At 56.1% G+C, this 25,938-nt stretch carries 26 protein-coding genes and 1 pseudogene; 23 read left to right on the top strand and 4 right to left on the bottom strand.

Features of this window, described 5'->3' with window-relative positions; genetic code table 11:
- The first annotated feature begins 230 nt into the window (after positions 1–230).
- The 3 genes from ACR0FB_RS05810 (at position 231) to ACR0FB_RS05800 (ending at position 4,522) form a co-directional block, all read left to right on the top strand.
- Positions 231–1,763, top strand: a complete 1,533-nt coding sequence (locus tag ACR0FB_RS05810; RefSeq protein ID WP_209835412.1) for a phospholipase D family protein — start codon at positions 231–233, stop codon at positions 1,761–1,763.
- Between the two features lie 337 nt (positions 1,764–2,100).
- Positions 2,101–3,069 (top strand): zinc transporter ZntB, encoded by a 969-nt coding sequence (locus ACR0FB_RS05805; protein WP_480620452.1) that lies wholly within the window; start codon positions 2,101–2,103, stop codon positions 3,067–3,069.
- A gap of 121 nt (positions 3,070–3,190) precedes the next feature.
- Entirely contained in the window at positions 3,191–4,522 is a 1,332-nt protein-coding gene (locus ACR0FB_RS05800) for an MFS transporter (protein WP_480620450.1), read from the top strand.
- 115 nt (positions 4,523–4,637) lie between these two features.
- Here the strand turns inward: ACR0FB_RS05800 and ACR0FB_RS05795 are convergent, their stop codons facing one another.
- Positions 4,638–4,856: a hypothetical protein gene (locus ACR0FB_RS05795; RefSeq protein WP_171636968.1), complete on the bottom strand. Its 219-nt coding sequence runs from the start codon at positions 4,854–4,856 to the stop codon at positions 4,638–4,640.
- 211 nt (positions 4,857–5,067) lie between these two features.
- Between ACR0FB_RS05795 and ACR0FB_RS05790 the strand changes: the two genes are divergently transcribed.
- The 17 genes and pseudogenes from ACR0FB_RS05790 to ACR0FB_RS05710 all read left to right on the top strand — a co-directional run bounded on the left by ACR0FB_RS05790 (position 5,068) and on the right by ACR0FB_RS05710 (position 20,394).
- Positions 5,068–5,568 (top strand): Dps family protein, encoded by a 501-nt coding sequence (locus tag ACR0FB_RS05790; protein ID WP_171723931.1) that lies wholly within the window; start codon positions 5,068–5,070, stop codon positions 5,566–5,568.
- Between the two features lie 50 nt (positions 5,569–5,618).
- Positions 5,619–5,903 (top strand): sll1863 family stress response protein, encoded by a 285-nt coding sequence (locus tag ACR0FB_RS05785; RefSeq protein WP_171637212.1) that lies wholly within the window; start codon positions 5,619–5,621, stop codon positions 5,901–5,903.
- A 44-nt stretch (positions 5,904–5,947) separates the two neighbouring features.
- On the top strand, positions 5,948–7,210 hold the full coding sequence (locus ACR0FB_RS05780) for a DUF2254 domain-containing protein (protein ID WP_171723929.1): 1,263 nt from the start codon (positions 5,948–5,950) through the stop codon (positions 7,208–7,210).
- Between the two features lie 292 nt (positions 7,211–7,502).
- A pseudogene (locus tag ACR0FB_RS05775) lies at positions 7,503–7,937 on the top strand (IS6 family transposase); the annotation flags it as partial.
- Positions 7,938–8,095: 158 nt separating this feature from the next.
- The gene (locus tag ACR0FB_RS05770; RefSeq protein WP_171723928.1) at positions 8,096–9,022 is read left to right on the top strand and encodes a hypothetical protein; all 927 of its coding nucleotides are present in this window, start codon (positions 8,096–8,098) and stop codon (positions 9,020–9,022) included.
- An 84-nt stretch (positions 9,023–9,106) separates the two neighbouring features.
- Complete coding sequence (locus ACR0FB_RS05765; RefSeq protein WP_171205901.1) at positions 9,107–10,063, top strand: AAA family ATPase; 957 nt, start codon at positions 9,107–9,109, stop codon at positions 10,061–10,063.
- Positions 10,064–10,068: 5 nt separating this feature from the next.
- On the top strand, positions 10,069–10,965 hold the full coding sequence (locus ACR0FB_RS05760; RefSeq protein ID WP_348539550.1) for a DUF58 domain-containing protein: 897 nt from the start codon (positions 10,069–10,071) through the stop codon (positions 10,963–10,965).
- Entirely contained in the window at positions 10,962–11,333 is a 372-nt protein-coding gene (locus ACR0FB_RS05755; RefSeq protein WP_171723927.1) for a hypothetical protein, read from the top strand. The genes ACR0FB_RS05760 and ACR0FB_RS05755 overlap by 4 nt, the downstream gene beginning before the upstream one ends.
- Positions 11,334–11,532: 199 nt before the next feature.
- Positions 11,533–12,285, top strand: coding sequence for a VWA domain-containing protein (locus ACR0FB_RS05750; RefSeq protein ID WP_245218212.1), 753 nt, complete (start codon positions 11,533–11,535; stop codon positions 12,283–12,285).
- Positions 12,285–13,184 carry a vWA domain-containing protein gene (locus ACR0FB_RS05745; protein ID WP_480620466.1) on the top strand — a complete coding sequence of 300 codons (900 nt, stop codon included), beginning with the start codon at positions 12,285–12,287 and terminating at the stop codon, positions 13,182–13,184. Before ACR0FB_RS05750 ends, ACR0FB_RS05745 begins: the two co-directional genes overlap by 1 nt.
- Complete coding sequence (locus ACR0FB_RS05740; protein ID WP_171637199.1) at positions 13,181–13,855, top strand: tetratricopeptide repeat protein; 675 nt, start codon at positions 13,181–13,183, stop codon at positions 13,853–13,855. Before ACR0FB_RS05745 ends, ACR0FB_RS05740 begins: the two co-directional genes overlap by 4 nt.
- A complete protein-coding gene (locus tag ACR0FB_RS05735) occupies positions 13,852–15,042 on the top strand; it encodes a hypothetical protein (protein WP_480620448.1) in 1,191 nt (396 codons plus the stop codon). Before ACR0FB_RS05740 ends, ACR0FB_RS05735 begins: the two co-directional genes overlap by 4 nt.
- Before the next feature lie 101 nt (positions 15,043–15,143).
- The gene (locus ACR0FB_RS05730) at positions 15,144–15,863 is read left to right on the top strand and encodes a response regulator (RefSeq protein WP_171637197.1); all 720 of its coding nucleotides are present in this window, start codon (positions 15,144–15,146) and stop codon (positions 15,861–15,863) included.
- Between the two features lie 9 nt (positions 15,864–15,872).
- Positions 15,873–17,030 carry an FIST N-terminal domain-containing protein gene (locus tag ACR0FB_RS05725; protein ID WP_171723923.1) on the top strand — a complete coding sequence of 386 codons (1,158 nt, stop codon included), beginning with the start codon at positions 15,873–15,875 and terminating at the stop codon, positions 17,028–17,030.
- A 2-nt stretch (positions 17,031–17,032) separates the two neighbouring features.
- Positions 17,033–19,288, top strand: a complete 2,256-nt coding sequence (locus tag ACR0FB_RS05720; RefSeq protein ID WP_480620447.1) for a hybrid sensor histidine kinase/response regulator — start codon at positions 17,033–17,035, stop codon at positions 19,286–19,288.
- A 45-nt stretch (positions 19,289–19,333) separates the two neighbouring features.
- Positions 19,334–20,008, top strand: coding sequence for a hypothetical protein (locus ACR0FB_RS05715; RefSeq protein ID WP_480620445.1), 675 nt, complete (start codon positions 19,334–19,336; stop codon positions 20,006–20,008).
- Between the two features lie 32 nt (positions 20,009–20,040).
- The gene (locus tag ACR0FB_RS05710; RefSeq protein ID WP_171637237.1) at positions 20,041–20,394 is read left to right on the top strand and encodes a hypothetical protein; all 354 of its coding nucleotides are present in this window, start codon (positions 20,041–20,043) and stop codon (positions 20,392–20,394) included.
- A 15-nt stretch (positions 20,395–20,409) separates the two neighbouring features.
- Here the strand turns inward: ACR0FB_RS05710 and ACR0FB_RS05705 are convergent, their stop codons facing one another.
- Positions 20,410–21,222: a quinoprotein dehydrogenase-associated SoxYZ-like carrier gene (locus tag ACR0FB_RS05705; protein ID WP_171637193.1), complete on the bottom strand. Its 813-nt coding sequence runs from the start codon at positions 21,220–21,222 to the stop codon at positions 20,410–20,412.
- Between the two features lie 122 nt (positions 21,223–21,344).
- Here ACR0FB_RS05705 and ACR0FB_RS05700 point away from each other — a divergent pair, with 122 nt between their 5' ends.
- On the top strand, positions 21,345–22,376 hold the full coding sequence (locus ACR0FB_RS05700) for a quinoprotein relay system zinc metallohydrolase 2 (RefSeq protein ID WP_480620443.1): 1,032 nt from the start codon (positions 21,345–21,347) through the stop codon (positions 22,374–22,376).
- A 5-nt stretch (positions 22,377–22,381) separates the two neighbouring features.
- On the opposite strand, the gene ACR0FB_RS05695 is transcribed toward ACR0FB_RS05700, so the two are convergent.
- Both ACR0FB_RS05695 and ACR0FB_RS05690 read right to left on the bottom strand, forming a co-directional pair.
- Complete coding sequence (locus ACR0FB_RS05695; RefSeq protein ID WP_480620441.1) at positions 22,382–23,161, bottom strand: pentapeptide repeat-containing protein; 780 nt, start codon at positions 23,159–23,161, stop codon at positions 22,382–22,384.
- Positions 23,162–23,191: 30 nt separating this feature from the next.
- Positions 23,192–23,806 (bottom strand): hypothetical protein, encoded by a 615-nt coding sequence (locus tag ACR0FB_RS05690; RefSeq protein WP_171637189.1) that lies wholly within the window; start codon positions 23,804–23,806, stop codon positions 23,192–23,194.
- A 165-nt stretch (positions 23,807–23,971) separates the two neighbouring features.
- On the opposite strand from ACR0FB_RS05690, the gene ACR0FB_RS05685 reads away from it, so the two are divergent.
- Both ACR0FB_RS05685 and fghA read left to right on the top strand, forming a co-directional pair.
- Positions 23,972–25,084 (top strand): S-(hydroxymethyl)glutathione dehydrogenase/class III alcohol dehydrogenase, encoded by a 1,113-nt coding sequence (locus ACR0FB_RS05685; protein ID WP_480620439.1) that lies wholly within the window; start codon positions 23,972–23,974, stop codon positions 25,082–25,084.
- A 1-nt stretch (position 25,085) separates the two neighbouring features.
- Positions 25,086–25,919: an S-formylglutathione hydrolase gene (gene fghA, locus ACR0FB_RS05680; protein ID WP_216598307.1), complete on the top strand. Its 834-nt coding sequence runs from the start codon at positions 25,086–25,088 to the stop codon at positions 25,917–25,919.
- Positions 25,920–25,938: the final 19 nt, after the last annotated feature.

Below are 25,938 nucleotides of genomic sequence, written 5' to 3'. Positions count from 1 at the left end.
TCTGGGCGTCGGTCAGCGAAAACAGATCAGACATGTTCACCGCCCGTTTTTCGAACCGTGAAACACGCAACCCCGCTGAAATCAATGGGTCTTGACCCCAATGGACAGGATGACGACCAAGGTTTCGTTAAATCCTCACTATGCGATGAAACCTCCTGAAGTTTTATAGAACAAACTTGCAATCTTGACCTCAAGCGTAGTCACTTAAGAGTGACTGCTGGAGGAAACCGATGAAGTCATGGACTATAGTTCTTTGTGCCTGCTGCACGCTTGTTCTCGTCGCTTGCGCTCCTAAAGTTCGCATTTATGAAAAAACGGTAACGACTTCGTTACCTGCCGCCACAACCACTGAATTGGCTCTAGCAGCCAATCGGCTGGGAGATCCCAAAGACGGCCGTTCAGGCGTCAAATTAATCAGTGACGGTGAGCAAGCTCTGGTGTCACGACTTTTGTTGGCTGCTGCGGCTGAGCGAACGATTGACGCTCAATACTACCTTTTGCACAACGACCCGACAGGTCACCTTTTTGCGGCTAGCCTTTTGCAGGCTGCGGATCGAGGCGTGCGGGTGCGGCTGCTGTTGGATGACATAGATACATCCGGTTATGACGCGATGACAGCCGCGTTGGATCACCATGAGAATATTGAAATCCGCCTGTTCAATCCTTTCTGGCGTGACCAAGGCCTAGTCGTTGCCGGACTAACGGATTTCAAACGCATCAATCGCAGAATGCATAACAAGTCGATGACCGCAGACAACGTGTTCACGATTGTAGGCGGTCGAAATATCGGGGCCGAATACTTTCTGGCACGGGAAGAAATGAACTATGCAGATTTGGACGTATTGGCCGTCGGTCCCGTCGTGAATGAAGTATCGCAGAGCTTTGACGCATACTGGAACAGTGAATTCGCTGTTCCGGCCCGCGTGGTTGTCGGGGAACCCGAAGACTTCACACTTAGCGAAGCGAGAAACAGGTTGAGTGAATTGGTAGAGGAAGCAAAACAAACCCGGTACGGCGCGGCCCTGAGAAAATCGGCGAGGGAAAACTTTGCAGACGGCGCGCTGTCACTAGATTGGGTGCCCGCAAAACTCTACGTCGATCCACCTTCCAAGGCCGCGGGGCTTGAGAACTCAGGTCCAATTCTTGCGTCGCAACTGTTGCCGTATTTCGAAAGCGCTGAAAGTGAGGTGAATATCGTTTCTGCTTACTTCGTGCCACGCAACAATGGCGTGAGGTGGTTGAACGAACTAGAAAACCGCGGTGTCGACGTCAAAGTCGTAACCAACTCACTGGCTTCAAACGATGTCGCACCAGTCTACGCGCACTACGCAAAGAAACGCCGAGCATTGCTGCGTAGCGGGGTTGAGCTTTATGAATTGCGGCCGGACGCCTATCAGGTCCAACGTCGTGGTATTAACTGGGCTCAGTCTCGGTCTGGCCTGCATTCTAAAGCGTTTGCTGTGGACGACCGGTATCTGTTCATCGGTTCGTTCAATTGGGACCCTCGCTCGGTCAACATCAATACAGAAATGGGCATTTTGATCGACTCGCCAGCTCTGACCATTCAAACCTTAGGCGCTTTGGACGAAGCACTGTCGGCATATACCTATCGCGTGACGCTGGAGGAGGCAGGGCAGCTAAAATGGAGCACACGGGACGCAGATGGCAAAGTCCTCGAATATAGCTCAGAACCGACGGGTTCTGCCTGGGATCACATAGTCGCCGGCTTTCTAGGTATTCTGCCCATCGGTTCTCAGCTTTAGAGTTTTTGAAGAGGGCTTGGGACACACATCAAACTTGTTCTGGCCTTTTCCAATGTGCACTCGGTGCAAATCCTCGCGCGTATTCACGACGATGATAAATCTGAACTGGAAGCGCAGAGGGAAATGACCCATCACACATCGGATTGATCGCTCACCTGATACCTTTCATAAGATGAACGCGTTTTGGAATTCTCAGTGTTCAATGCGCCTTGTTCTGCCCGTAACCAATAGTGGCATAGGTCGCTAAACCATTTATGGTCCGTCCAGTTAAGGGAATTGTCCGCGCGCAGTCTTTGGCATGCATTGGCCTCCCAATCGACGCAAAATAGGATCGCCAATGAACACACAAACAGTCACTCCCATCTGTGCGTTTGATATAGTAGCGGGCCAAGCAGTCCCTGTCTCTTCAGATTGGCCAGAACCCTTCGCAAGGCAGCAAAACGGCTACCGCTGGATTCATTTCGACCTCGCCGACAGCGGCTTGAGGCAATGGGCATCCGAACAACTGCCAAACATAGCCGCGCAAGCATTGCTTCAATCCGAAACGCGACCACGATGTGATCTGCACGAGGATGGCATCATCCTGAACCTACGCGGCGTTAACTTGAACCCTGACGCGTCTCCGGAGGATATGGTTTCACTAAGGCTCTGGGCCACAGAAAGAACTATCGTATCTGCCCGTGTGCGCAAAGTCTGGGCAGCAGACAATTTTCGTCTAAGAGCCGAAAGCGGTTCGGGGCCGGAAAGTGTCGGTGCATTTTTGGCAGAACTTGCTGCGGGGCTCACAAAGCGGATTGAGGCTGTTTCCCTTGAACTTGAAGACGAGACAGACTCTCTCGAAGAGGTTGGACTTTCAGGAAATGAAATCAAACCAGAGAGCATTGCGCGATTGCGGCAAACGGTGATCAAACTTCGGCGCTATATCAGCCCGCAACGCGATGCGCTCGACGCTTTGTCCTCATTGAAAAGTAGCGTAATTCACAGCGACGCATCCGTATTGGTCAATGAAACCGCGAACCGCACTCGCCGTACACTTGAGGAACTGGACGCAAGTCGGGATCGCTTGACTGCCCTTCAGGAGCAAATGGACGCCGAACACGCGAATGCGCTTGCTCGAAACGGCTATCTCTTGTCTGTCGTGGCCGCGATCTTTCTGCCACTTGGATTTCTGACTGGTCTATTTGGCGTGAATGTTGCTGGCATGCCCGGCTTGAGTGCGCCCTTTGCGTTTTGGGCGCTGACACTGGCGTCGGTTGCCATCGGAATTGCACTTTACGTCGTATTCAAACTCTCGAATTGGTTGTAGCGAAAGTAGATTGCCAAAGGTTGACCAAACTGCTGTACAGAAAGCCTTGATCACCTTCGCCAAATCGCTATTGCGAGCAAAATAGCTTCTCATTTCTCAGTTTGACATTAGGCTGGACCCGATGTTCCGACAGCTCTTACCGATATCAGCGTTACTTCTTGGTTCGGGGCTTCTTCTGTTCGCAGGTGGTGTCCATGGTCTGATACTTCCCGTTCGTGGCTCTTTCGAGGGTTTTTCCGCCAGCTCTCTGGGCCTTTTGGGAACGGGGTGGGCAGTTGGCTATGTCGCAGGATGCCTTGTTGCACCAAGGCTTGTTGGAGCAGTAGGACATATTCGAACCTTCGGCGTAATGTGTGCTCTTGCCGCCGTAACGATCCTTTTCCAGGCTGTGGTAGTAGAATCGTGGGCTTGGATACCGTCGCGCGCAATTTCAGGATTTTGTTTTGCTGGCGCGGCAATGATCGTCGAGTCCTGGCTCAACGATAAGGTTGAACCCAATACGCGTGGTACAGTCTTTGGCGTCTACACGATGGTTAACCTGGGTGCGGTGACAGCCGGTCAGATGGCTATCTCACTGGGAGATGCAACAGGTTTCATCTTCTTTGCCATTGGTGCGATGGTCTATTGTTTGGCGCTTATACCAACAGCCCTGTCAACCTCTGAGTCGCCCGCACCCCTGACATCTGTGCGTCTCGACCTGCCGGCGTTGTGGCGAAACTCACCAGTTGCGGTTGCCGCGGTCTTTCTTGTTGGCATTTCAAATGCAGCATTTGGGACGCTTGCTGCGGTGTATGCGGATCGCGTCGGGCTATCACTTACTGCAATTGCTTTGTTTGCGAGTATTCCGGTTTTAGCCGGAGCCTTTGCGCAAGTCCCGATTGGTTTTGCAAGTGATCGAATGGACCGGCGTAAAGTCTTGCTGTTTACAGCGGGTGTGGCTCTCGCTTCGGACCTGGCTTTCGTCCTTCTTGCGCCGGAGTCGCGCGTCATGAACCTTGCTTTGGTCGGGATGTTCGGCGCTGCAATTTTTGCGATGTATCCAATCATCGTTGCGCACGCGAACGACCATGCTACGCCGGGCACCTCGATTCAGGTTTCAGGTGGGTTGCTGATGGTCTACGGGCTGGGATCGATTGTCGGGCCGCTGATAGCAGGTGTAGCAATGACTGGGTTAGGGCCACAGGGCCTGTTCATGACAACTGTGGCAGCGCATTGCCTCATGATTGTATTTACGTTCTGGCGGATTATGGCCAAGTCAGCCGTACCTGAAAGTGACAAGACCGCATTTCGCGTCAGCGCTCCGGCAAGGGTGGTTACGCCTGAAACTGCCGTCCTTGCTGTCGGTGAAGATGAGGCAATTTCGCTTGCTGACGCCGAGAGCGGGCTGGGCGCCAGCCCCGATGTGAAGGATAGTCTGGCGCCAAGAACTAATTCTGAAGACAGCCCTTCCTAGTCGTCCCCAATGTGTTCGCGGCGCGCTAGGCTGGTCAACTACCGGCGCGAAGGTGAGAATTGAACATCACCTTAATCAAAAATGGTTTTCGCGCGGGGCTCTGTGAATGTTCCTGTCATTCATCCACAACACGAAACTCGCCGGAAGGCGCATCAGTCGGTGGTTCTTCAAACTCATTGGAAATCAGACCGCGACGGATGAGTTCTCGAATGGCGGCCGCTCTGGAGGGCAGTCTGTTCTCGAACCGCCAATCATCGATGACTTTAAGCTCTTCGAGGTCGAGCATCAGTTGCAGTTTTTCGGTGCGCTTTGGTGGTCGATTTTGATCAGACACTGGCATGACCTCAGTAGCTTACGTCAGTTACTCCAAGCATGTATGGCATTGGGCCTGCGTGTCTACATCAATATTGGCATGTGGGGCAGGATACCCAGGATCATGAAGCACCCCATGATGCGTCGGATACCCATAATAAGTATATGTTTTTATTTGTAATTTTTTGTGTCCCCCTTAGTTTTTACTCCATAAGCAACGAAACGGAGTGAATATGATACAGCAAGTATTGAAGTCTGAAGTTCAGGAAGAAACGAACGATACAGGCATCGACAAAAATGCGTGGATCGCCAACGCGGTGACGGAAATACTGGCCGATACAATGATCCTGATGGTGAAAACCCAAGGCACACATTGGAACGTTGTGGGCCCACTATTCCTGCCGATCCATGAGCTGACAGAGCGTCAGTATCGTGACCTGTTCGAGGCCGCTGATGAATTGGCCGAGCGTGTGCGCGCGTTGGGTCAGGTGGCACCGATTTCGTTCACTGACATGGTTAGTCAGGCAAAGTTGACCGAAGAAGAGATGGTCAAAGATGCGGAGGGCATGATCAAACAATTGGTTGCAGACCACGAAGCGATTGCCCGGAACCTGCGTGAGACTGCCGCGACCGCCGCCCGTTATGGCGATGGGGCTACAGAGGATCTGATGAACGCCAGGATGGCGAAGCATGAAGAAGCAGTCTGGATGCTCAAGGCGATTGTTGCGGCCTAGTGGGCGGCTCCCGTCGATCTGAACCACAGTTTGCGAAGAAAGGAAAAACGATGACACGCGTTGGGTACGAGAAAAAGGCACAGCTGCAACTGGATAGTTGGAATGCCCAGATTGATGTTCTTGAAGCCAAGCTGAAAGTGGCGGAAGCGGATGCCAAGATCGAGCTCGAGGAACAACTCAGCATGCTCTACAAGGTAAGGTCTGACGCAGAAGCTCAGCTGAAAGAGTTGAAGTCGACCAGCGACGAGGCCTGGGAAGACGTCAAAGAGGGCTACGAGGCTGCATGGAATGACATGCAGAGTGCTTTGAAAAAAGCGGCCGACCGGTTCGCGTAAAGCAGGGTTCGTCAAGAAAGCGCGTGTTGTGAATGGGGACTGGAATGCAAACACCCAGAGAATTAGTGAGATACTTTCGCGGGTTCCTAACCATCCCTGCTGCCATAAGTCTTTCAGGGCTTTTGGTGGCTGGGATTGTCTTCAAGACCGAGCAAGCGCTCGTACGTTGGGGTTGGTCCGCTTCCGATTGGCTCAGCGTTTCCAATCGCACTGCGAGCGATGTACTGAGCGCAATCTCGGCAGCATCCATGTCCGCGTTGGTCATGGTCTATTCCATTGTTCTGCTGGTCTACACTTTGGCAGCAGGATCTATTGGCCCCAGGCTCTTGCAGCGTTTTGGCGAAGACAGGGTAAACCAGATTGCAGTTGGTTCACTTGGAGCAACGTTTTTATACAGCTTGATGATCTTGTGGTTAGTACGCGATGACACATCAGTGAACCTAGCCGTGGTGGTTGGCATAATCTATTCGATCGTCTCAGTTCTATTGCTGCTGCTCTTCGTCCATACAGTATCGACGCGCGTAACCATTGATCAGGAGGCGGCGCGGATTTCTGAAGCCTTGGATCGCCAAGTGAGCACCGCGATCGAAAACAGTGCAGATATTCCATCCTCAGAGGCAATTCCTGAGGAGGGAGACAAGCGCCCGGTCCCGGCTTCGGGCACCGGATATGTGAACTCGATCAACACCGAAGAACTGGTGCATGCGGCCAAACAAGCAGGAGCAGTCGTCGTTTTTGATGTGCAGCCTGGTGACTTTATGGTTCCATCGGACATTTTGGCCAATGTTTATGGTGATATTGATGAGAATCTCAATGATCTGGTGCCGGCGGCAGCTCCGTTGATCCCCGCGCGAGACCCTAACGGAGATATCCGTTTTTCTGTCCATCTTCTCGTTGAAATCGCACTTCGGGCATTGTCGCCGGGTGTCAACGACACGTTCACCGCAATAGTCTGCATCGACCGTCTGTCGGCCTCTCTGGCCCGTGCGTGGTCGTCCAAGCTCTGCACGGGTGTGTATCGAGATGACGACGGAGCCGTGCGGGTGGTTTACCCATCCATCACGGCAGAGTCGTTGTTTAACGACTCGATGCCAGCTCTAAGACGCGCCGCTCGGGGCAATGGCCTCGTGACGGCCGCCCTTATTCGAGCTTTGGTGCGCATTGCTGAAGCGGCTCCAGAAAAGAAAGCGCGGGCTGTTGTAGATGAACTATCCGCAGTCAGAGATGAGACCCGAGAAAGCGATATGCTGGAGCGCGATATTGATAAGTTTTGTGGTCAAATTGAAACTGCAATTAAAAGGGTTTAGTCAACCGTCCTGGACATTTGCAGTCCAGCTCGGCTCTTTCGCAAACACTGTTCCCACCTGTCAGATCAAGCGTCGTTTTGGTAGCGTGTGCTCAAAATGACAGGAGCAAACCATGACGATCTCATTCAAGGGCGCGCATTTTCCGAAAGAGGGGATTTTGCATGCTGTTTTCTTCTATCTCTGATACGGTGTTCATACCGGGATCTGGAAGAAATCATGGCGGAACGTGGCGTTGAACTGGATCACGCACCTCTGAACCGATGGGTGAACCAATATGCCGGTCTTGTAGCGGATGCGTCGCGGTACAAAAAGCGCCGCTGATCGTTCATGGCGCATGGATGAAACCTATGTGAAAGTGAAGGGTGAGTGGGTTTATCTCTATCGGGCCATCAACAAACACGGCAAGACCCTGGACCTCATGCTATCTAAGCGCCGCAATAAGACCGCTGCGACAGAGTTTTTCTCTTGGGCGCTTGAGGTGAACGGTTTGCCACGGAAGATTGTCATCGACAAAAGCGGGCCAACACTGCCGGTATCAAAGCAATCAACAAAATGCTGAAAAGGTTTTGGCTGCCCGATCCCAATCGAGATGATCAGGCGGAAGCGTTTGAATAACATCGTGGAACAGGACCATCGAGTCATCAAACGTCGCATCAGGCCCATGTTGGGTTTCAGGTCTTTCTCTTCAGCTGCATCTGCCCTAGCCGACATCGAACTGGTTAACATGATCCCCAAGGATCAATTCACGCCCGGAACCTGCCCGGTTCAGCAGGTTGCTCAGCTGGTGGGCTTAAAGGATCGTTATTCCCATCCAGGCGGATTTAAAAGAATTTTGCGAGAGTCCCGTATCCCGGATAGAATGCGCGTCACTTTGAGAGGGGCTGAATGCGGTATCTGTTGTTGCAAGTATTGGCGATTGTCGCTTTTGCAGGCGCGCTTTGTGCAGAAAAGAGCGATTATATCGAACTTGCACAGAGAGGATGGGGGTATGAGCTGCGGTCCACGATGCTGGGGCGCGACATGGCGATCCCCGTTCACATCAATGGCCGCGATCAGGCCGGTGCAGCCCTGTGCCTGGTTGGTGAAAAACCACATCCGCAAACGCTTGTCGTTCTTGATACTTTTCGGGCGTTGCTGAAACACAGCTTCGGCCACCCGACACCCATGCGCTACGCAGGCCCATCTGCGCGCGATTGTGGAACCGGTCGAACCGTGGTTTTGCGATTGTATTCCGGGTACCCTCCCAATCGGGACCTTTCGTCAGATATCGACTGGCTCAGTGAACTCCACCAGCTTGGTTTGCCTGCGGGTCGAAACTATGTGGTGACATCACCGGCGATGGCACAGACCTTTTTTGGATATCGGGGGCAGGGGACCCACATTGTGGTCAAACAACCGGCGCATGATCAAACCAGCAAGCTGGAAAGGGATTTTCACAAATCGATCCTGCTGGAAGAGCTGTTTCAGTCCTTCACCTTTGGCATGGACATCCTGCTATATGACAAATCGTCAGGGTTCTTGTCGAAATTGCAGGAAACGCCGGTAAACTTGCAGCGCCTGCCTTGGAGTTCGCACGACTTCATGCGCGCATTGCTGGATTCGAACCCAAGCGGTCTTTGTGCGTTTGACATCTTCATGATGCATGCTGTCGCGCAATCCCCGGTGGATCAAACCATAGACCCCGGCTTTATCGAATACATTGATGCCCAATATGACCGGCTATGGGCGCAGGCGGACGAAACCCTGGCCAATCCCAGATTTGCAGCCCTTTTTGATGAAGGCTGCACCAATTCGGTTCGTGTGCCCAGGTAATACCATCTGACGTGTTTTATCGGGCGGGTGACTCCGGGTAGCCTGAGCGCAGGCAATGCGCCCTCAGAGGCTATGGGAGGACATATGGATACGAGGCCTGAAAACCCGCCACGCGCCATTGCGGGATTGTCCGCGTATCTGTCGCAGGGGCTTATCGGTCACGCGCATCTGGTGGACTCTCTTTTGATCGCGCTGCTGGAAGGTGGTCATCTTCTTGTAGAAGGTCCGCCCGGGCTGGCGAAGACACGGGCGGTCAAATGGCTGTCAAACGCTGTCGAGGGCGGCTTTGCCCGTATTCAATGCACACCTGACCTGATGCCCTCTGATCTGACCGGAACACCGGTTTACCAGCCTCAGGAAGGCCGCTTTGAGTTTGTTCCGGGGCCGGTGTTTCACACTCTGGTGCTGGTTGACGAGATCAACCGCGCGCCGCCAAAGGTGCAGTCTGCCTTGTTGGAGGCCATGGCAGAACACCAGGTTACGGTTGGCAATGAAACATACGCCCTGCCGGATCCCTTTCTGGTCGTGGCGACCCAGAACCCCATTGAACATGATGGGACCTTTCCCTTGCCCGAGGCGCAATTGGACAGGTTTCTGCTGCATGTCGTACTGACATTGCCGGATCTGGAAACGGAACGTGAGATTCTTGATCTGGTCATCGCCGAAACCCGGAATGGGCCTCCGGACGCGCAGCGGATGACGCTTGAAGAGCTGAAGATTGCCCGCACCGAAGCGCAGTCGGTTCACGTCGCGCCAGAATTGCGGGACTATATCGTACGGCTTGTGCTTGCCACCCGTGAAGGTCCGTTTTCCGAATATATTGAACACGCAGTCTCGCCGCGCGGGTCATTGGCCCTGGCCTCGGCATCGCGCGCGCGCGCCTATCTGCGGGGCCGGGATTTCGCCCTGCCTGAAGATGTCGCCGCTGTTGCGCCCGATGCGCTGGCCCACCGCATGGTGCTGACCTGGAGAGCCGTTGCAGATGGGAAAAAGCCGCGCGAGTTGGTGGCCGACATTCTGAATGCGGTCGAGCCGCTGTGACGGGCGTGCTGGCACATGCGGGGGTTCGCCTGACGACCGAGGCCTTGATTGCATTGCGGCATATCGCATTGACCGACCGCGGCAACCCGACAATGACGGCCCTGCCCGGAGGATTTCTGACCCGAAAGCGCGGGCAGGGCGTCGAGGTTGCTGATGTACGCGAATATGTGGACGGGGATGACATTCGTCATTTGGATCGCGGAACGACCGCCCGCACGGGGCGTATGCATATCCGGCAGTTTCAGGAGGAACAGGACCGCGTCGCCCTGTTGGTTGCGGATTTTCGTGCACCGATGTTCTGGGGCATCCAGCGGGCGTTTCTGTCAGTCGCTGCCGCCGAAGCCTTGACCCTGATCGGATGGTTCATGGTTGAAAGCGGCGGGCGTGTCGGTCTTTTGGCGCTTACCCCCGGCGCACCCGTCATCGTCCCGTTGCGAGGGAAAACGCGCGGAATGCTGGATGTGATCGGTGGCCTGGTTCAGGCTCATGCGCGCAGTCTGACCGCGCTGCAAAAAGGTGAGGATGAAAGCTGGACGCTGGAACAGGCACTTGCCGGCGTTGAGCGCCTGACGCCGACGGGCGCCGAGATTATCATCGCGTCTGGCTTTGATCAGCAGGGAGAAGGCTTTTCGGACGTGCTGGACCGGCTCAATCATCGCCGCACCCCCAGACTGCTGCTTGTGACTGAAAGCAAAGCGCATGAGATGCCAAGAGGCTGGTATCCGATCCGCCTTTCAGATGGGCGGCAAAAGCGGGTCTATCTGGCCCGGGCAGAGCCTGCCGGCGAACTTGCGTTTCAGAAGGTGGCAACACATCCTGCGCTTGTCCTGAATGCCAGTGACCCGGTCGAACAAACCTCTCGTCGCATTTCGTCGGTTTTCGCGGCAAGATATGTGGCATGAGTGAGAAAGCACTCTCTGAAGCCACGATGCTGGCCAGCCTGCGGGATATCCATTTGCCCGCCGAGGCCGCAGGTGGGGCGGTTGCGGAATTCGCGGCTGTTCTTGGTATCGCGGCGCTGGCTTCGGTCGGCTGTGTCGCCATCTTGCGGTTGCTGAGTGTCAAGACCGCAGCAAACAGGCGGCCGGATCCACCGGATCGATCTGTTGAACAACCGGGGTGGTCCGTGGATCGCCGCAGGGTGGCTCTATTGCACAAACTGCGCGCTCAGAATCCGACGCGTTATGCAGAGTTGACGGGTGATCTTTATCAACCCGGTGGTGAACCGGATCTGGCGACCCTGCAAAAGGAGGTCGCTAGTCGTGTTTGAGCTTGCTGACCCCTGGATCTTGTTGGCGCTGCCATTGCCTCTTGTCATCACACGTTTGGTCAAGCCGCGGCCGGTTTTCGAGCGGGGGTTCCCAGTTCCGGACCGCATAGGCGGAATGCTTATGGCGGCGAGCCCACAGGCTCAGGCCAGGACCCGGACTTTGGCGGACCTCCTGATTTTGTGGATCATTTGGGGGCTCATGATTTTTGCACTGTCCGGTCCGCGCCAACTGCAACCCGTCAGCGCCCTGAAAGTGTCCGGACGGGACCTTGCGATTGTTCTGGATCTTTCGGGATCGATGGTGCGGGAGGATTTTTATCTCGATGGGCGCCAGATCACCCGTTTGCAGGCGGTGACACGCGTTGGATCCGAGTTCGCCCGACGCCGCGCCGGCGACCGGGTGGCCTTGATTGTTTTCGGGTCCGAAGCCTATTTCGCCACGCCTTTCACTTTCGATACCGAGGCTGTCGCGCGACGGATCCAAGAGGCCACGATCGGTATCTCGGGCCGTGCGACAAACATATCCGATGGTCTGGGCCTTGCTTTGAAGCGCCTGGCCAACAGCCAGGCGGTGTCGCGGGTCGTCATTCTGTTGTCGGATGGAGTGAACAACGCGGGCGCCACGAACCCCGGTGGCGTGGCCGAACTGGCGGCCGAGATGGGGGTGCGGGTCCATACGATTGCTCTGGGCCCGAAAGACCTGCAAAGCGCCGAACCTGGTGAGCGCGGCGTCGTCGATGCGACAACCCTGCGCGCCATTGCCGAAATTTCAGGCGGCGAAGCGTTTCGCGTCAAAACCACCGATGATCTTGTCGACGTGACTCAGGCCTTGGATCGGCTGGAAGCGACGGACAGCGCGGGCCTTACGGCCGAGGTCTACCGATCATTCTGGACCTGGCCCGCAGCAATGGCGGCCGCACTTGCCCTGTTGGCGGCGTGGAGGCAAGCGTGATGATTGAGCTGGATGTCACTTTACTCAGACCGGTCTGGGGGCTTTTGCTGCCTGTCATCTGCGGGGCAGGGTGGTGGTTGCTTTCCCGTGCCGGAGGGTTCGGAGCCTGGGACAAGATCACCGACCCGCAGCTTGTCCAGGCGATGGCCGCGATCGGCCGGATCGAAGGCGGCTCCTTCCCGCTCAAACCCGCTGCCTTGCTTCTGACCGCCGGGATCGTCGCGATTGCCCTGACCGGCCCGGCAATCGAACGGCGCGACGCGCAGACCTATCGCAATCTGGATGGCGTATTGTTCCTTGTGGATGCATCTGACAGCGTGGCGGAAGGCGACCGCTGGCCGCAACTGCTGAGCATGGGGCGTTTGGGTGTCAAAGCGCTTGGGTCCCGCCCCGGCGGCATCATCGTTTACGCGGGCGATGCCTATGTCGCCACGGATATGACCACCGATCACCGCCAATTGGGTCAAACGCTGTCGCTCATCGATGGACAGACCGTTCCGGACAAGGGATCGCGACCCGAACGCGCGCTGGCTTTGGCTTTGCAGCGGATGGAAGGGGCGGGCATCCTGGCCGGGGACGTCGTCCTGTTCACTGACGGGGACGGGCTGGGATCACCCTCATTGCAGCGGGTCGCATTGCTTGCTGCACGAGGGGTGCGCGTGTCCTTGGTGTCGGCTCACCGCACGACTGCGCAAATCCAAACCCACGCCGCGCTCGGCGGTGGCGCTGTCTTCACTTTGGACCAGTCAGATGATCTGGCCAATTGGCTGGCAGATGATGCCGCAACCCGCTTGATACGGGCGGACTATCCGGTGCTGTTCTGGCATGATCTGGGGCGGTACTTGCTGTATTTCGCATTGCTCCCCCTGCTGTTTTTGTTCTGGAGGGAAGGGGCATGAGGTGGTTCGCGATTGCAGGTGCCACTTGTATTGCCGTTGCCTTTGCGCTGGGCGGCGCTGCCCCTTTTGGCCGCGTCGCATTGGCAATCGGTCTGTATCCAATGGCTGCAAAACTGTTTTCCGACCCTGACTGGCAAGGTGTTGCCTTCTACCGTGCGGGCGTTTTTGACAAAGCAGCCAGTGCTTTCGAGCACGCCGGGAACCAGTACAACCTCGGCAATGCTTACGCCCGGACCGGCCAATTGGCCGCTGCGCTGGAAGCCTATGATCAGGCCATGGCCAGGGGAAACCTGGATGCCCAGGCGAATTTCGATGTGCTGGCCGCCTATTACGCAGGGCAGCAGATCACCCCAGAGGCGTTGAGCCTTTTCCCCGAACGGAAATCCGGCCCCAAGGCCGACAGTTTTGTCGCGCGCGGGAATGCGCGGGCGGCGGGAACCGGCAGTGAGGTCACGAACGCGAACACGATGCTGGGACTGGCGGAATTGGACAGTCGCGGGCAACTGGGCGTGCGCCGCATCTTTGATGACAAGTTCATGGTTGCCGATCTGCGCTGGCTCAATCAGCTTTCCGATGTTCCGGGTGAGTTCATGGCGGCACGGATCGCACACGAACACAAGCGCCGGGAAAAGCTTGGTCTTTCGCCTCCGGAAGCGGAGAACCCGGAATGAAGTGGCTGTTTCTGCTTCTTATTGCACTTCCGATGCAGGTTTTGGCGCAGTCGAAAACAGTGCTGCCCTCCGAGGCGTTGATCGAAGTTGCCATCGAAGACAATGCCCCGGTTCCCTTCACCCAAGAGATGGTGCTGTTGACGATCCGGGGTGTCTATCGTCGGCACATCACGCGCGAAGAGCTGATCCAACCCCGCCTGGATGGGTTCAGCTGGGCGCAACTGGGCCCGGACAGCTGGTCGGAGCAAAGGATCAATGGCCGGAAATACAAAGTGTTCACCCGACGGATGGCGATCTATCCTGTCGAGGCAGGCAAGCTTACAATTGGTCCGTTTTTGCACAGGTTGACCCTGACAGACGAAAATGACGACTGGTTCGAACACGAGATTCAATCAGAGCCGCTGACCATTCAGGTGGCGCAAGCCCCGGCCACCAAGGAGTGGTGGTTTCCGGTTCGCAAATTGCAGATTTCGGATCAGTGGTCGAATGCGCCGGATCAACTTGCACCGGGTGAGGGGGTCTTGCGCGTCATTCGACTGGAAGCTCTGGGCGCGACGCCCGAGATGATCCCGCCCATGCCCGAGTTGACCTCGCCTTCGGCCCTGATCTTCCCGCATCCTGAGAAACGGCTTGTCGAACTGACCCCGGAAGGGCCGGTCACCCATGCGTTCTGGCGCTGGACCATACGCCCTTCAAACGACACATCCGGCATCGTTGAACCCTTACAATTCAGTTACTTTGATACCGTGGCCCGTGAAACCCGAGAGGTCGTCATCTCACCACAACGCATTGCCTATGGCACGGCCATCGAAGACGTAAACCTTGGCGGCGCAGAGGCAGATGCGCCAGCAGCAACGCTGTTGGGTTGGCCAATGGCCGCAACCGCCATTGTAGTTTTTTTGGCCGGTTTGGGGTTTGGAATGTCCGGTCACAAACTGGCCGTTTCAAGGGCACTGCGTCGCTTTGGGGTTTTTGATCCGTTGGCCCGGGAATTGCGACGCAGTGCCAGGGCTGGTCGCGCAGACAGGCTGCGGCAAGCGGCTTCTGCCGTCCTGCGCCGCGACGGCCCTTCATCCAGTCGACTCAAACACATGCAAGACTTTGACAGGCAGTATTTTGATCCCAATGCTGCGGCGCCCGATTTGAAGGCGTTTGCCAGGGTCTTCCTCGGGAACCAGACCGGCTGAGTCATCAAGCATTTGTTATCTATGGTATCTTTCGCGTGTCTCAAAATGAAACAGTTGAACTGATCGGGAAATGCTGTACCTTTCCTGTCGGAGGAGAAGCAATGCACATTGCGGGATGCCCTAAACCGGTGGACCAGGTGTCCAGCGTGCTTATCGTGGATGATCATCCGCTGTTCAGCGATGCCTTGGCCGCGGCGTTGCAGCTGAGCTTCGAGAACTGCCGAATTGAAAAAGCCAACACGCTGAAGCAGACACTTGAAATACTTGGCGCAGGCTTCAAGCCCGATCTGATCATGTTCGATCTGAAATTGCCGGACGTAACGGGTATCTCGGGTTTTCAGCAGCTACGGCAGCGCTGTCCGAATGCGCCGGTTCTGGTGATATCGTCACTGGCATCCGGAGAGTTGGTAAGATCTTTGCTGGACCACGGTGCGATGGGATTTCTGCCGAAAGATACGCCGGCGCAAACCCTGAAACACGCCATTCAGGAGATCAGCTCTGGGCGGAGATACGTACCCACCGAATACAACCGCGTCGAAGAGCTGAAGCCCTCCGAAAGCACCGTCTACCAATCCAGCCCCGAGCTTTCATCACTGACGCCGCAGCAGGTTAAAATTCTCAAGCTTATCTGCGTGGGCCAATCCAACAAACAGATTGCATATGAGCTGTCGTTGGCCGAGGCGACGGTCAAGGCACATATCACCGCTTTGCTGCGCCGCCTTGGGGTGCGCAACCGGACCCAGGCCGCTGTTCTGGTCGACTCGGTTGTCGCCAGACAGTCGCGACACGAACCGGAGGTCAAATCCTTTCTTCAACACTAGGGGGGACACATGCGGGATCTGGAGCATGAACCAAATTTCATTGCGATTGGCCGTTCCGATGATTTGGACCCGACGACCGCCGTTGAAGAAGCCTGCGCGGAAATCGACAGTCTGTCGTCCTGCTTTGTCCTGGCCTTTATTCCCAGCACTCTTGACCCGGCAGAGGTGTCACGTTGCCTGAACAGAAGACTTGCGGGTGTTCCAGTATTTGGCTGCACTACCGCAGGTCAAATCACGCGATCGGGTTATGAATCCCATGCGCTTTTGCTGTTGGCCTTTCCAAAGTCCAACTTTCGGTGTTCGTCCATTTTGTTCGAGTCGCTCAGGCCGCTCAATTCAATGGAGATCGCTGCCGCAGCGCAGCGGTTGGCCGAAAGATTCCGCCACACGGCGGGGTGGAACAGGCTGGCTCTGGTGTTTACGGATGGATTGTCCAAGCAGGAAGACTTGCTGGTTTCAACGCTGGAAACCGTTCTGGATGGATTGCCGATATTTGGCGGCTCTGCCGGGGATGGCCTTCAATATGAAGAGACGTTCGTTTTTCACGGTGGCAGCGCGCACAACAATGCTGCCGTCCTGTTGTTGATTGAAACCAACCTTGGTTTTCAGGGTATCGGTTTTGATCATTTCCTGCCCATCGGGTCAGAGATCATCATCACCGACGCCAACCCGGAAGAACGGGTGGTGTATGAGATCAACGGGGCGCCGGCAGCGCAGGAATATGCACGACTGGTCGGGTGCGCGGCCGAAGATCTTTCGCCACTGGTATTCGCAGAAAACCCGCTGCTTCTCAGACAGAACCTCAATTACTATGTACGTGCCATTCGTGAACCGATGGAGGGGGGATCCCTGTCTTTTCTAGCGGCGATCGATGACGGCCTTATCATGACACTGGGGCGCGGGAAGGAGATTATTGAAACGCTCGAAGCTGGGTTGAATGTGCGCGACAACACCGGGACGGCCCCGGATTTCATTCTTGGATTCGACTGTATTCTGCGGAAACTCGAAATCGAACAGAAGCAGTTGAGCAAACAGGTTTCGGATGTTTTGCAATCCCACCGGGTGGTTGGCTTCAACACCTACGGCGAACAGCAATCCGGCGTTCACATGAACCAGACCTTTGTAGGGGTCGCTTTCTTTGAACCCGAAAAGCGGGAACTGAGCTGATCATGCTGAATCCGGACGACCCGCCAGAGATCCAGATATCCAAACAGGCCAAGATCATTGATGCGCTGATGCGGCGCGCCAACCGTCAGAAAGATGTAGGCCCGTCCGCCTTTCTGGCGTTTCAATCGGCGATAGAGTTGCAGCAGCAGGTGATGAAGCAGAGTCGCGATCTGGAACGCGCGACCACCGAACTTGAAAGCGCCAGATACGAACGCGAACAAACCCGCAAGAGCCTCGTCAAGGCCCTGTCTTCCATGGAAGAAGGGTTTGCGCTGTTCACGGATGGTGATTTGAACCTGTGCAACGAGCTGTTTCAGGCGATCTTCCCGGATATGTCTGATGTTGTCGGGCCCGGCCTCAGCCTGGGTCGGTTTTTTCTGTTGGTGCAGAACAGTCCTGAATTCGTATCGTCCGATAATGGTATATCGAAAATGCTGGATGCGCTTGAGCGCAATTGCCATACCGGGATGGTGTCCAGCGACGTGATCGAACTGCGTAGGGATCGTTGGTATCAACTCAGCGCACAATACACGTCGCCTCAGAATGTGGTCATTCTGTTGACCGATATCACATCCGTTGTTCGCAGAAACCGTGATGAGAAAGAAACCCTTATTGACCGTCAGGAGGACTACCTTAAGGCGGTTTTCCAAAACATGAGCTCAGGCGTTTGCACGTTTTCGTCAGATACGAAGATCATGATGCACAATGCGCGGTTCCGGGAAATACTGAACCTGCCGCTATCCGTCTTGCAGGCAAATATGCCAGTGCAAACGCTTTTGGATCTGATGCGGGCGCGTGGGCTGATCAAGGCTGATGATGAACTCAGGATCGGCAAGTGGCAACACGAGCTGAAAAGCCGTGGCTGGTTGCGCAAACGTGTGCGCGACGGATCAGACCGCGTATTGGACATTCAGGTCAACCAGCTACCGGATGGTGGTTTTCTGGTCGAGCTGAAAGACGTAACGTTCGAAGCACGCGCGACCGAAACCCTGGAAAACCGGGTTATGGAACGCACGGCAGAGTTGACCCATGCCAACGCCAAGCTGGTTCAGGAATACGAAGAAAAAGCGCGGGTGGAAGAGGCGCTGCGGATCGCAAAGGAACGCGCCGAAGCTGCGGTTTCTTCCAAGACACGATTTCTTGCGGCCGCCAGCCACGACCTGCTTCAACCGATCAATGCCGCAAAACTCATGATCTCGACCCTGCTGGAGATCACGCGTGAGACAGAGCTTCATGAGATGATGGAGCGGTTGGACGGTGCGTTTGGATCTGCTGAACAACTGTTGCACTCATTGCTGGATATATCGCGGCTTGAAACCGCTGACCCGGACACGGTCTCACCCACAGAAGTTAGCCTTGCTACGATGATTGCAGGGATACAGGGCGACCAAACGCTGGTGGCCGAGAGCAAGAATGTGACGCTTGATGTGGTTCCGTGTTCGGAAATCGTGAAATCCGACCCGGTCTATCTGTTGCGCTCAATCCAGAATTTGGTCGTGAATGCCATCCAGTATACCGAACCGGGTGGTCGGGTTCTGGTGGGGTGCCGCAGGCGCGGCGACAAGGTCATTTTGCAGGTCTGGGATACGGGTATCGGTATCGCACGCAAAGACCAGGAACGCGTGTTCGAGGAATTCACTCGGGCCGAAAACGTGCCATTGGGGTCCGGCATGGGGCTGGGTTTGTCCGTCGTGGACCGCGCCTGCCGGCTGTTGGGTCACAAGCTGTCGCTGCGGTCCAAACCTGGCATTGGTTCAGTGTTCAGCATAGAAATGGACAGGGTCGAAAGTGGGCCAAGCACCATCGAACCCTTGGATCTTCTGGCCAATACGGGCGACGTGCCGTTGGATTTCATCATTCTGGTGATTGAAAACGACCGCGATGTTCTTTTTGGAACAACCCAGTGGCTGGAACAGAACGGCGCCAGTGTTCTGCCGGCTCGGTCGCCGCAGGAAGCGTTGCAATTCATAAAAGACATAGGAATGCCCCCGGATATCATTCTGGCCGACTATCAATTGGATGATGGGGAAACTGGCGTGATGGCCATTCACCGGATCCGAGAGATGACGCAGACTCAAGTTCCGGCGATTCTGATCACGGCTGATCGCAGCGAAGCGTTGCGCAAAGACGGATTGCGGCATGAAATTTCGGTTATGGCGAAACCGGTCAAGCTGCCTCGGCTGCGGTCCTTGATCTTTTGGAAGATACAGAATGCCCTGCACGCGCAAACGCTCAACACCGACAAAAGTCGGCGATGACATGGGGCGATTTGCCCATACTCTCATCCTTGGGAGGGCCAGGATATGAGAAGGCTTCTTTGCGGCATCGCCGTTTTGTTTCTGAGTTTGAAAGCCGTTTCCGCGGCATCGGTTGATGCCGAGCAAGCCTATGATTTGCTGTTCCAAAATGGCGTTCTGGACACAATCGAACGTGACAAGGAATTAATCTATCAGCGTACCGTCACAAACCGGCTAAGACCCGATGCGGCGGAACGCGATACCGGTCTTATCTCTGTCAGTTTTTTGGATGACGGGAACGAGATGGCCCATCTGGAATTTCGCCAAGATGACAAACACCGCGCCATGGGTGTTTTTCCGGCCAGCGTCGGCAATCCGATGATCATGGTTTTCTATGAAAGCGCCATCCGGGATATGGCCGAGTCCGCCGGAGGCAGCCCGTTTTACATCCGAAACCGTATCAAGGATGCGCTGGTTCAACCTGCCGAGATCGTCGAAGGCGAGGCGGCGATTGGTGGCAGAACCATCCCCGTTCGGACCATTTTCATGCGTCCTTTCGCCGAGGATCCGAACCGCGACCGGATGCAAGGGTTCGGAGACCTGGTTCTTCGCGTCACGGTGTCAGAAGAGGTTCCGGGCTGGTATCTGAGCCTTGTGGCGGAAGCTGTTTCCGAACGTGACGGCACGGCCGTTTATCGATCGGAAATGCGGTTTGAAGGAATGCAGGAGGGTCGCGAATGAAAACGTCAGGCCAAATTCGGGAACGCAGCCGCATGACCTTTACGGCCCTGGTCGCGGGCATTCTGGCCGCGCCCATTGCAGCGTCAGCACAAAGTGTTGCGGATCGGCTCAATGACTACCCGACCGCGGCGCGCGCGGATTACGTGTTTGCATGTATGGTCACCAACGGTCAAACCCGCGAGATGCTGGATAGGTGTTCATGCTCGATCGATTTGATCGCTTCGATCCTGCCGTATGAGCATTATGAACAGGCGGAAACTGTTCTGTCTATGCGTCGGGTCGGGGGAGAGCGTATGGCGTTTTTCAAAAGCGCGGTACTGGCCGAAAACATGGTGGCTGACCTGCGCCGGGCGCAGGCAGAAGCCGAGGTTGTCTGTTTCCGATAAACGCAGGCCCGTCCGTCAGCTGGCCGCGGCTTTGGGCAGGTCTTTTTCGAACGTGTTGCCCTCGGTATCCGTTGCCTTGACCGTCAACATGGTCGAGCCGTTGTCATTGTAGGCAAAACGGAAAGCCGGGTTTTCCGAGATCGAGATGCCGCCATCCATCGTGAACAGCAACTCATCGCCCTGCCAGACTTCGATATGGTCGATGAAATGCGCGGGGATGAACAGTTGCGTGACCTGATCGCGTTGCAGGCCGGAATAGTTCGGATGGCGGATCATGATCTGAGCTTCTCGGCGTGAAGTGGAAATCTGCGCCTCTTCCCCAAAGCTGCGCAGCTTCATCTTGCCCATGGACGCCAATGCGACCTCTGGGTCTTTGCTGGCCGGTGCCGAACAGCCGCCCGATGCTTTGACAAACCGGCCTGTCATATGAAGCCCGTCCGGCGTTTCAGCGATCACGCGAACATTCGAATATTGGTTCACGCGAACGCGCATCTCGAAATCCAACTGACCCATGGCCGGTGAAAAGCTGAAGACGCCGGCGATCGGGGCCGGGTTTTCGTCGATCACGACGGTGGCAGCAGAAATCTGGGCATCGGGATCAAGCTGTTTCAAAACGATCGGCACCGTTGCGGCATCATGCGCCCGGTATGGGGCGTCCAGCGAAAGCAGCGTGTCCGCGTTCCCGATCTGGGCGTCGCCCACGACATCGTATTGCAGGTCCTTCCAGGTTTCGCTGTCGACCAGCGGATTTTTGATCGGCTGCTGTGCCCATGCAGGCAGGGACAGCGCAAGAGAAAGGATCGCTGCGGGTGCTAGTGCTCTGGCCATGGTGTCTCCTCCGGCAACCGGTGGCCAAGAATGTGCCACAAAATGCGGGGAAAATACATGCCGACGAAAGGCGCGGTGGTTCGGGCAGAGATCTATGCCAATGTTCCGGTCGGAGGGCTGCCATGTTTGAAGCCGTAATTTTGCTATGCGCGCAGGTCGCGGCAGAGCCATGCAGAGAACAACTTTTGCCGGGTTACGAAGCCCGATCCCAGGCTGAATGCGAGCAGAAGCTGAAATCAACTCCTCCGCCGCTGTCCGATCGGCGCAGCGGCGCGCCTTATTGCCAACCCATTGGCCTGGCTCTGGAATTTGAAGAAGCTGCGCCGGGTCTGTTCGTGCATCGCGGCTTGATAGCGGAACCCGACGCGGACAATCTGGGCGACGTGTCCAATATCGGGTTTGTCATTGGCCAGGAGAGTGTCGCAGTGATTGACACGGGAACGGCACCATGGATAGGCGAGGCTGTCTGGCGGGCCATTCAGGCCGAGACGGACAAGCCAGTCAGTCACGTAATTTTGACTCACATGCATCCCGATCACACTTTGGGTACAGAGCCTTTGGTCCTTTCAGGTGCGCAGGTTGTTGGCCATGTGGGGCTGGAGAGAGCGTTGCTGGACCGGTTGGGCAACTATGTCGAAAGCCTGAGCGCCGCGATCGGCGAAAGCGCCTATGTGGGCATCGGGCCGATTTCCGTCGACATCGCCGTCGAAACCACGCACGAGATTGATCTGGGTGGGCGCAAACTGATCCTGCGGGCCTGGCCCCGGGCACATACCGGGAATGACTTGACCGTGATGGATGCAAACACCGGCGTCATGTTCACCGGCGATCTTGTATTTCACCGGCACACCCCGGCATTGGATGGTCAACTGATAGGCTGGCAACGCGTCTTGAAACAGATGACCGGGCTTGAGGTCACCCAAATCGTACCGGGCCATGGTGGGCCGATCCTGGCGTGGCCTGAAGGGGCCGAGGATATGATGCGCTATTTGAACGTGCTGGAAAGCGACACACGCAAAGCAATCGACAGTGGCCAGCGGTTGGGGGATGCGGTTGAAACGATCGCTCAGGAAGAAGCAGTGCACTGGGACTTGTTTGACACCTACAACCCGCGCAATGCAACGGTCGCATTCACCGAACTCGAATGGGAATAGCCCGGTCAGCGAATGGCCCGATCCACGTTTTTCGCTTCGTTCAAATTGGCCTGATCTGCGCCCTGAACATCAGTCAGCCGCGTCGCCGTCAAATCGGCGTTCGTAAAATCGGCACCGGACAAAGTGGCCCCTGTCAGGTCAGCCCCGCCCAATGTGGCCATCGACAAATCGGCATTGGTGAAATTGGCGTTAGGCAATTTGGCAAATTCCAGATCGGCGCGGGACATTTGCGCATCAGTGAAATCCACGTCCGATCCACGAGCCGAGGACAGAACACCGCGCATAAGCCCCATGGATTGGTTGCGCATGTCGGCCGAAAAATCCGCCCCTTTGAATACTGCCCGGTTCAGATTGGCCTTGGTGAAATCGGCGGCTGTTCTGGCATTTGTGAAATCCGTATCGCTCAGATCCGCCCGGCTGAGCTGGGTCTGGAACAGCTCGGCCCCGACAAGCGATGCGCCTGAAAGGTTGGCGCCGATCATCCAGGATTGGCTGAGAATCGCGCCGTCCAGAGTGGATCCCGACAAATTGGTGCCGTTCAATGACGTCGCCCGCAGGATTGCGTTGCTGAAATCCAACCCGGACAAGTCGAGATTGTTCAGCCAGACCCGGGTGAAATCGGCAGGGGCGTCGGCCGTTGCAGCCGCAAGCTGGGCCACGACATCGGCGCGGGTCATTTGCGCTTGGGTCATTTTGGGCAGGGTCATGTCAACGCCGCTGAGCGGGGGCTGGCCCAGGGCCGAGAGGGGCGACAGCGTCAGAAAGATGATCAATACGTGTTTCATGTGTCCCTCCTTGCCCCCGAGGGCGCTGCGTCAACCCTGGTCTGAGGTCAATTGTTGCAGCATTTGCGAAATCGCGAACAGGCGCCGCTCGATGATTTGCGGCGTTTCACACAGATAGGTGATCGAGCGTTGACGGTCAGAATAGATAAGCTGATCCCAATCCAGCTGCTCTTCCAGGGCGTCAACGCGGTCATGGTCGGGCGGGTCGGAAGACAGGGCTTGGTCCATTTCCACCCTGGCCAGATCAATTTTTTCTGCCAGATCGATCTGCTTGAGCGAAAACTCTCCGATCCCCGCGATGATGTGCTTGCGCCTTTTGGACAAGGTGTCAAAGACGCGCTGGAACACCTGACCCAGAATATCCGGATCCCCATTGTACCGCGCGGCGAACTCTGCAACCTGGGGCCGAAGGTCTTCCAGTTCGATCCGCCTCAGGGCCAACAGCCCGGCGATTTCGTCGATGTCGGCAGTGTTTTTAGCGGTTTCGCCGTCAACAACCTGATACGGCCACATGAGGCCCAGCGAAAGGTCCTCGACCTTGCGCTGAATGCACGGCCATGTTGGATCGGAGAAATCCGCAGCCAAGCCAGGGCCAGCCGCACCCAGACAGGCCAGCGCCAAAACAATCAGCTTGCCGTTTGACATCACAGCTTTCCTCCACGCGGACATCATGCATGAAATGTGCGCGCGAAGTCCATTCAACCCAATACACACCATTGTCTTAATTGTTTGCACGTGGTGCTCGCCCCCATACTCGACCCAAGCTGCCGGACTGCGGTTGATTCCGGTGCCATGGGAGGACAGACGGAGATGAGAACACGCGCGGCGGTTGCTGTGGCGGCAGGCCAACCTCTGGAAATCATGGAGGTTGAGCTGGACGGCCCGAAAGCAGGTGAAGTCCTGATCGAGGTCAAGGCGACCGGTCTATGTCATACGGATGAGTTTACCCGTTCCGGAGATGACCCCGAAGGGATTTTCCCTGCAATTTTGGGCCATGAGGGTGCCGGGGTTGTTCTGGAGATCGGGGAAGGCGTTACCAGCCTAACCGTCGGCGATCACGTGATACCGCTGTACACACCCGAGTGCCGCGAATGCGAATATTGCCTGAACCCCAAGACAAACCTGTGTCAGAAAGTGCGGGCGACTCAGGGTGCCGGTCTGTTGCCGGATGGAACGACCCGCTTCAGCATGTTGGATGGCACACCGATCCACCACTACATGGGCTGTTCGACTTTTGCCAATCACACCGTGGTGCCCGAGATTGCGCTGGCCAAGGTGCGCAAGGATGCGCCGTTTGACAAGATTTGTTACATCGGCTGCGGCGTGACCACCGGCATCGGGGCCGTTATCAACACCGCCAAGGTCGAAATTGGTTCGCGTTGCGTGGTCTTTGGTCTGGGCGGGATCGGCCTGAACGTCATTCAGGGCTGTCGCATGGCGGGCTGTGATCAGATCGTTGGTGTCGACCTGAATGACGGCAAGGCCAAAATGGCGACTCATTTCGGTATGACCGATTTCGTGAACCCCTCGAACGTCAGCGGTGATATCGTGGCGCATCTGGTCGAACTGACCGGCGGCGGTGCGGATTATAGCTTTGATGCGACCGGCAATGTCGGCGTGATGCGGACCGCTTTGGAATGCGCACACAAAGGTTGGGGTGAAAGCATCATCATCGGTGTGGCACCCGCTGGCGCCGAGATTTCAACGCGTCCGTTCCAGCTGGTCACCGGCCGGTCATGGCGCGGAACCGCGTTCGGCGGTGCCAAGGGCCGGACGGATGTTCCGAAGATCGTGGATTGGTACATGGCCGGGAAGATCGAGATCGACCCCATGATCACGCACAAGCTGACGCTTGATGAAATCAACCACGGCTTTGACCTGATGCACCAGGGTAAATCGATCCGCGCGGTCGTGGAGTACTGACATGGGTTTGAAAACCATCTCGCAAAACCGCAGTTTCGGAGGGGAGCAGACCGTGTACTCCCACGCGTCCGAGACCTGTGATTGCGAGATGACCTTTGCCGTCTACCTGCCGCCTCAGGCCAAATCCGGCCCGGTGCCGGTGTTGTGGTACTTGTCCGGCCTGACCTGCACCCATGAAAACGCGATGACCAAAGGCGGATTTCAGGAGGCGGCCGCGGATTACGGTGTTGCGGTTGTGTTTCCCGATACGTCCCCGCGTGGTGACAATGTTGCCGATGATGACGCCTATGATCTGGGGCAGGGGGCCGGGTTTTACGTGAACGCCACCCGGGACCCGTGGCGGGCCCATTTCAGGATGTATGACTACATCGTCGACGAACTGCGCGACATCGTACTAAAGAATTTCCCTGTGCAGGATCGTCACGGGATCACGGGCCATTCCATGGGTGGGCACGGTGCGATTACGATCGCGATACGCAACTCCGACAAATTCGGGTCTCTTTCGGCATTTGCGCCGATTGCGCACCCGACGCGGTCGGATTGGGGCCGTAAACAGCTCAGCAGCTATCTGGGTGACGACGAAAACACCTGGGTCGCGCATGACGCCACCCTGCTGCTGGAAGAGCACGGCTGGAAAGGTGACCTGCTGATTGATCAGGGCGCGGATGATCAGTTCCTTGATCTGCTCAAACCCGAAGCGTTGGCCAACATGATGGCAAAGCGCCGCCAGCCCGGACAGATCAGAATTCAGGAAGGGTATGACCATTCGTATTTCTTCGTGAACAGTTTTGCGCGCGACCATGTCGAATGGCACGCGGAACGTCTCAGCCAATGAAAATAGCAAGGAAAGATTG

It is taken from the genome of Ruegeria sp. P10 (genome assembly GCF_056534925.1).
Note: the sequence above shows the minus strand (reverse complement) of the source record. Positions and strands in the feature narration are given on the sequence as shown.

Coding starts and splice junctions, on each gene's coding strand:
- ACR0FB_RS05810 (WP_209835412.1), top strand. CDS start 231: ATGAAGTCATGGACTATAGTTCTTTGTGCCTGCTGCACGCTTGTTCTC.
- ACR0FB_RS05805 (WP_480620452.1), top strand. CDS start 2,101: ATGAACACACAAACAGTCACTCCCATCTGTGCGTTTGATATAGTAGCG.
- ACR0FB_RS05800 (WP_480620450.1), top strand. CDS start 3,191: ATGTTCCGACAGCTCTTACCGATATCAGCGTTACTTCTTGGTTCGGGG.
- ACR0FB_RS05790 (WP_171723931.1), top strand. CDS start 5,068: ATGATACAGCAAGTATTGAAGTCTGAAGTTCAGGAAGAAACGAACGAT.
- ACR0FB_RS05785 (WP_171637212.1), top strand. CDS start 5,619: ATGACACGCGTTGGGTACGAGAAAAAGGCACAGCTGCAACTGGATAGT.
- ACR0FB_RS05780 (WP_171723929.1), top strand. CDS start 5,948: ATGCAAACACCCAGAGAATTAGTGAGATACTTTCGCGGGTTCCTAACC.
- ACR0FB_RS05770 (WP_171723928.1), top strand. CDS start 8,096: ATGCGGTATCTGTTGTTGCAAGTATTGGCGATTGTCGCTTTTGCAGGC.
- ACR0FB_RS05765 (WP_171205901.1), top strand. CDS start 9,107: ATGGATACGAGGCCTGAAAACCCGCCACGCGCCATTGCGGGATTGTCC.
- ACR0FB_RS05755 (WP_171723927.1), top strand. CDS start 10,962: ATGAGTGAGAAAGCACTCTCTGAAGCCACGATGCTGGCCAGCCTGCGG.
- ACR0FB_RS05750 (WP_245218212.1), top strand. CDS start 11,533: ATGATTTTTGCACTGTCCGGTCCGCGCCAACTGCAACCCGTCAGCGCC.
- ACR0FB_RS05745 (WP_480620466.1), top strand. CDS start 12,285: ATGATTGAGCTGGATGTCACTTTACTCAGACCGGTCTGGGGGCTTTTG.
- ACR0FB_RS05740 (WP_171637199.1), top strand. CDS start 13,181: ATGAGGTGGTTCGCGATTGCAGGTGCCACTTGTATTGCCGTTGCCTTT.
- ACR0FB_RS05735 (WP_480620448.1), top strand. CDS start 13,852: ATGAAGTGGCTGTTTCTGCTTCTTATTGCACTTCCGATGCAGGTTTTG.
- ACR0FB_RS05730 (WP_171637197.1), top strand. CDS start 15,144: ATGCACATTGCGGGATGCCCTAAACCGGTGGACCAGGTGTCCAGCGTG.
- ACR0FB_RS05725 (WP_171723923.1), top strand. CDS start 15,873: ATGCGGGATCTGGAGCATGAACCAAATTTCATTGCGATTGGCCGTTCC.
- ACR0FB_RS05720 (WP_480620447.1), top strand. CDS start 17,033: ATGCTGAATCCGGACGACCCGCCAGAGATCCAGATATCCAAACAGGCC.
- ACR0FB_RS05715 (WP_480620445.1), top strand. CDS start 19,334: ATGAGAAGGCTTCTTTGCGGCATCGCCGTTTTGTTTCTGAGTTTGAAA.
- ACR0FB_RS05710 (WP_171637237.1), top strand. CDS start 20,041: ATGACCTTTACGGCCCTGGTCGCGGGCATTCTGGCCGCGCCCATTGCA.
- ACR0FB_RS05705 (WP_171637193.1), bottom strand. CDS start 21,222: ATGGCCAGAGCACTAGCACCCGCAGCGATCCTTTCTCTTGCGCTGTCC.
- ACR0FB_RS05700 (WP_480620443.1), top strand. CDS start 21,345: ATGTTTGAAGCCGTAATTTTGCTATGCGCGCAGGTCGCGGCAGAGCCA.
- ACR0FB_RS05695 (WP_480620441.1), bottom strand. CDS start 23,161: ATGAAACACGTATTGATCATCTTTCTGACGCTGTCGCCCCTCTCGGCC.
- ACR0FB_RS05690 (WP_171637189.1), bottom strand. CDS start 23,806: ATGTCAAACGGCAAGCTGATTGTTTTGGCGCTGGCCTGTCTGGGTGCG.
- ACR0FB_RS05685 (WP_480620439.1), top strand. CDS start 23,972: ATGAGAACACGCGCGGCGGTTGCTGTGGCGGCAGGCCAACCTCTGGAA.
- fghA (WP_216598307.1), top strand. CDS start 25,086: ATGGGTTTGAAAACCATCTCGCAAAACCGCAGTTTCGGAGGGGAGCAG.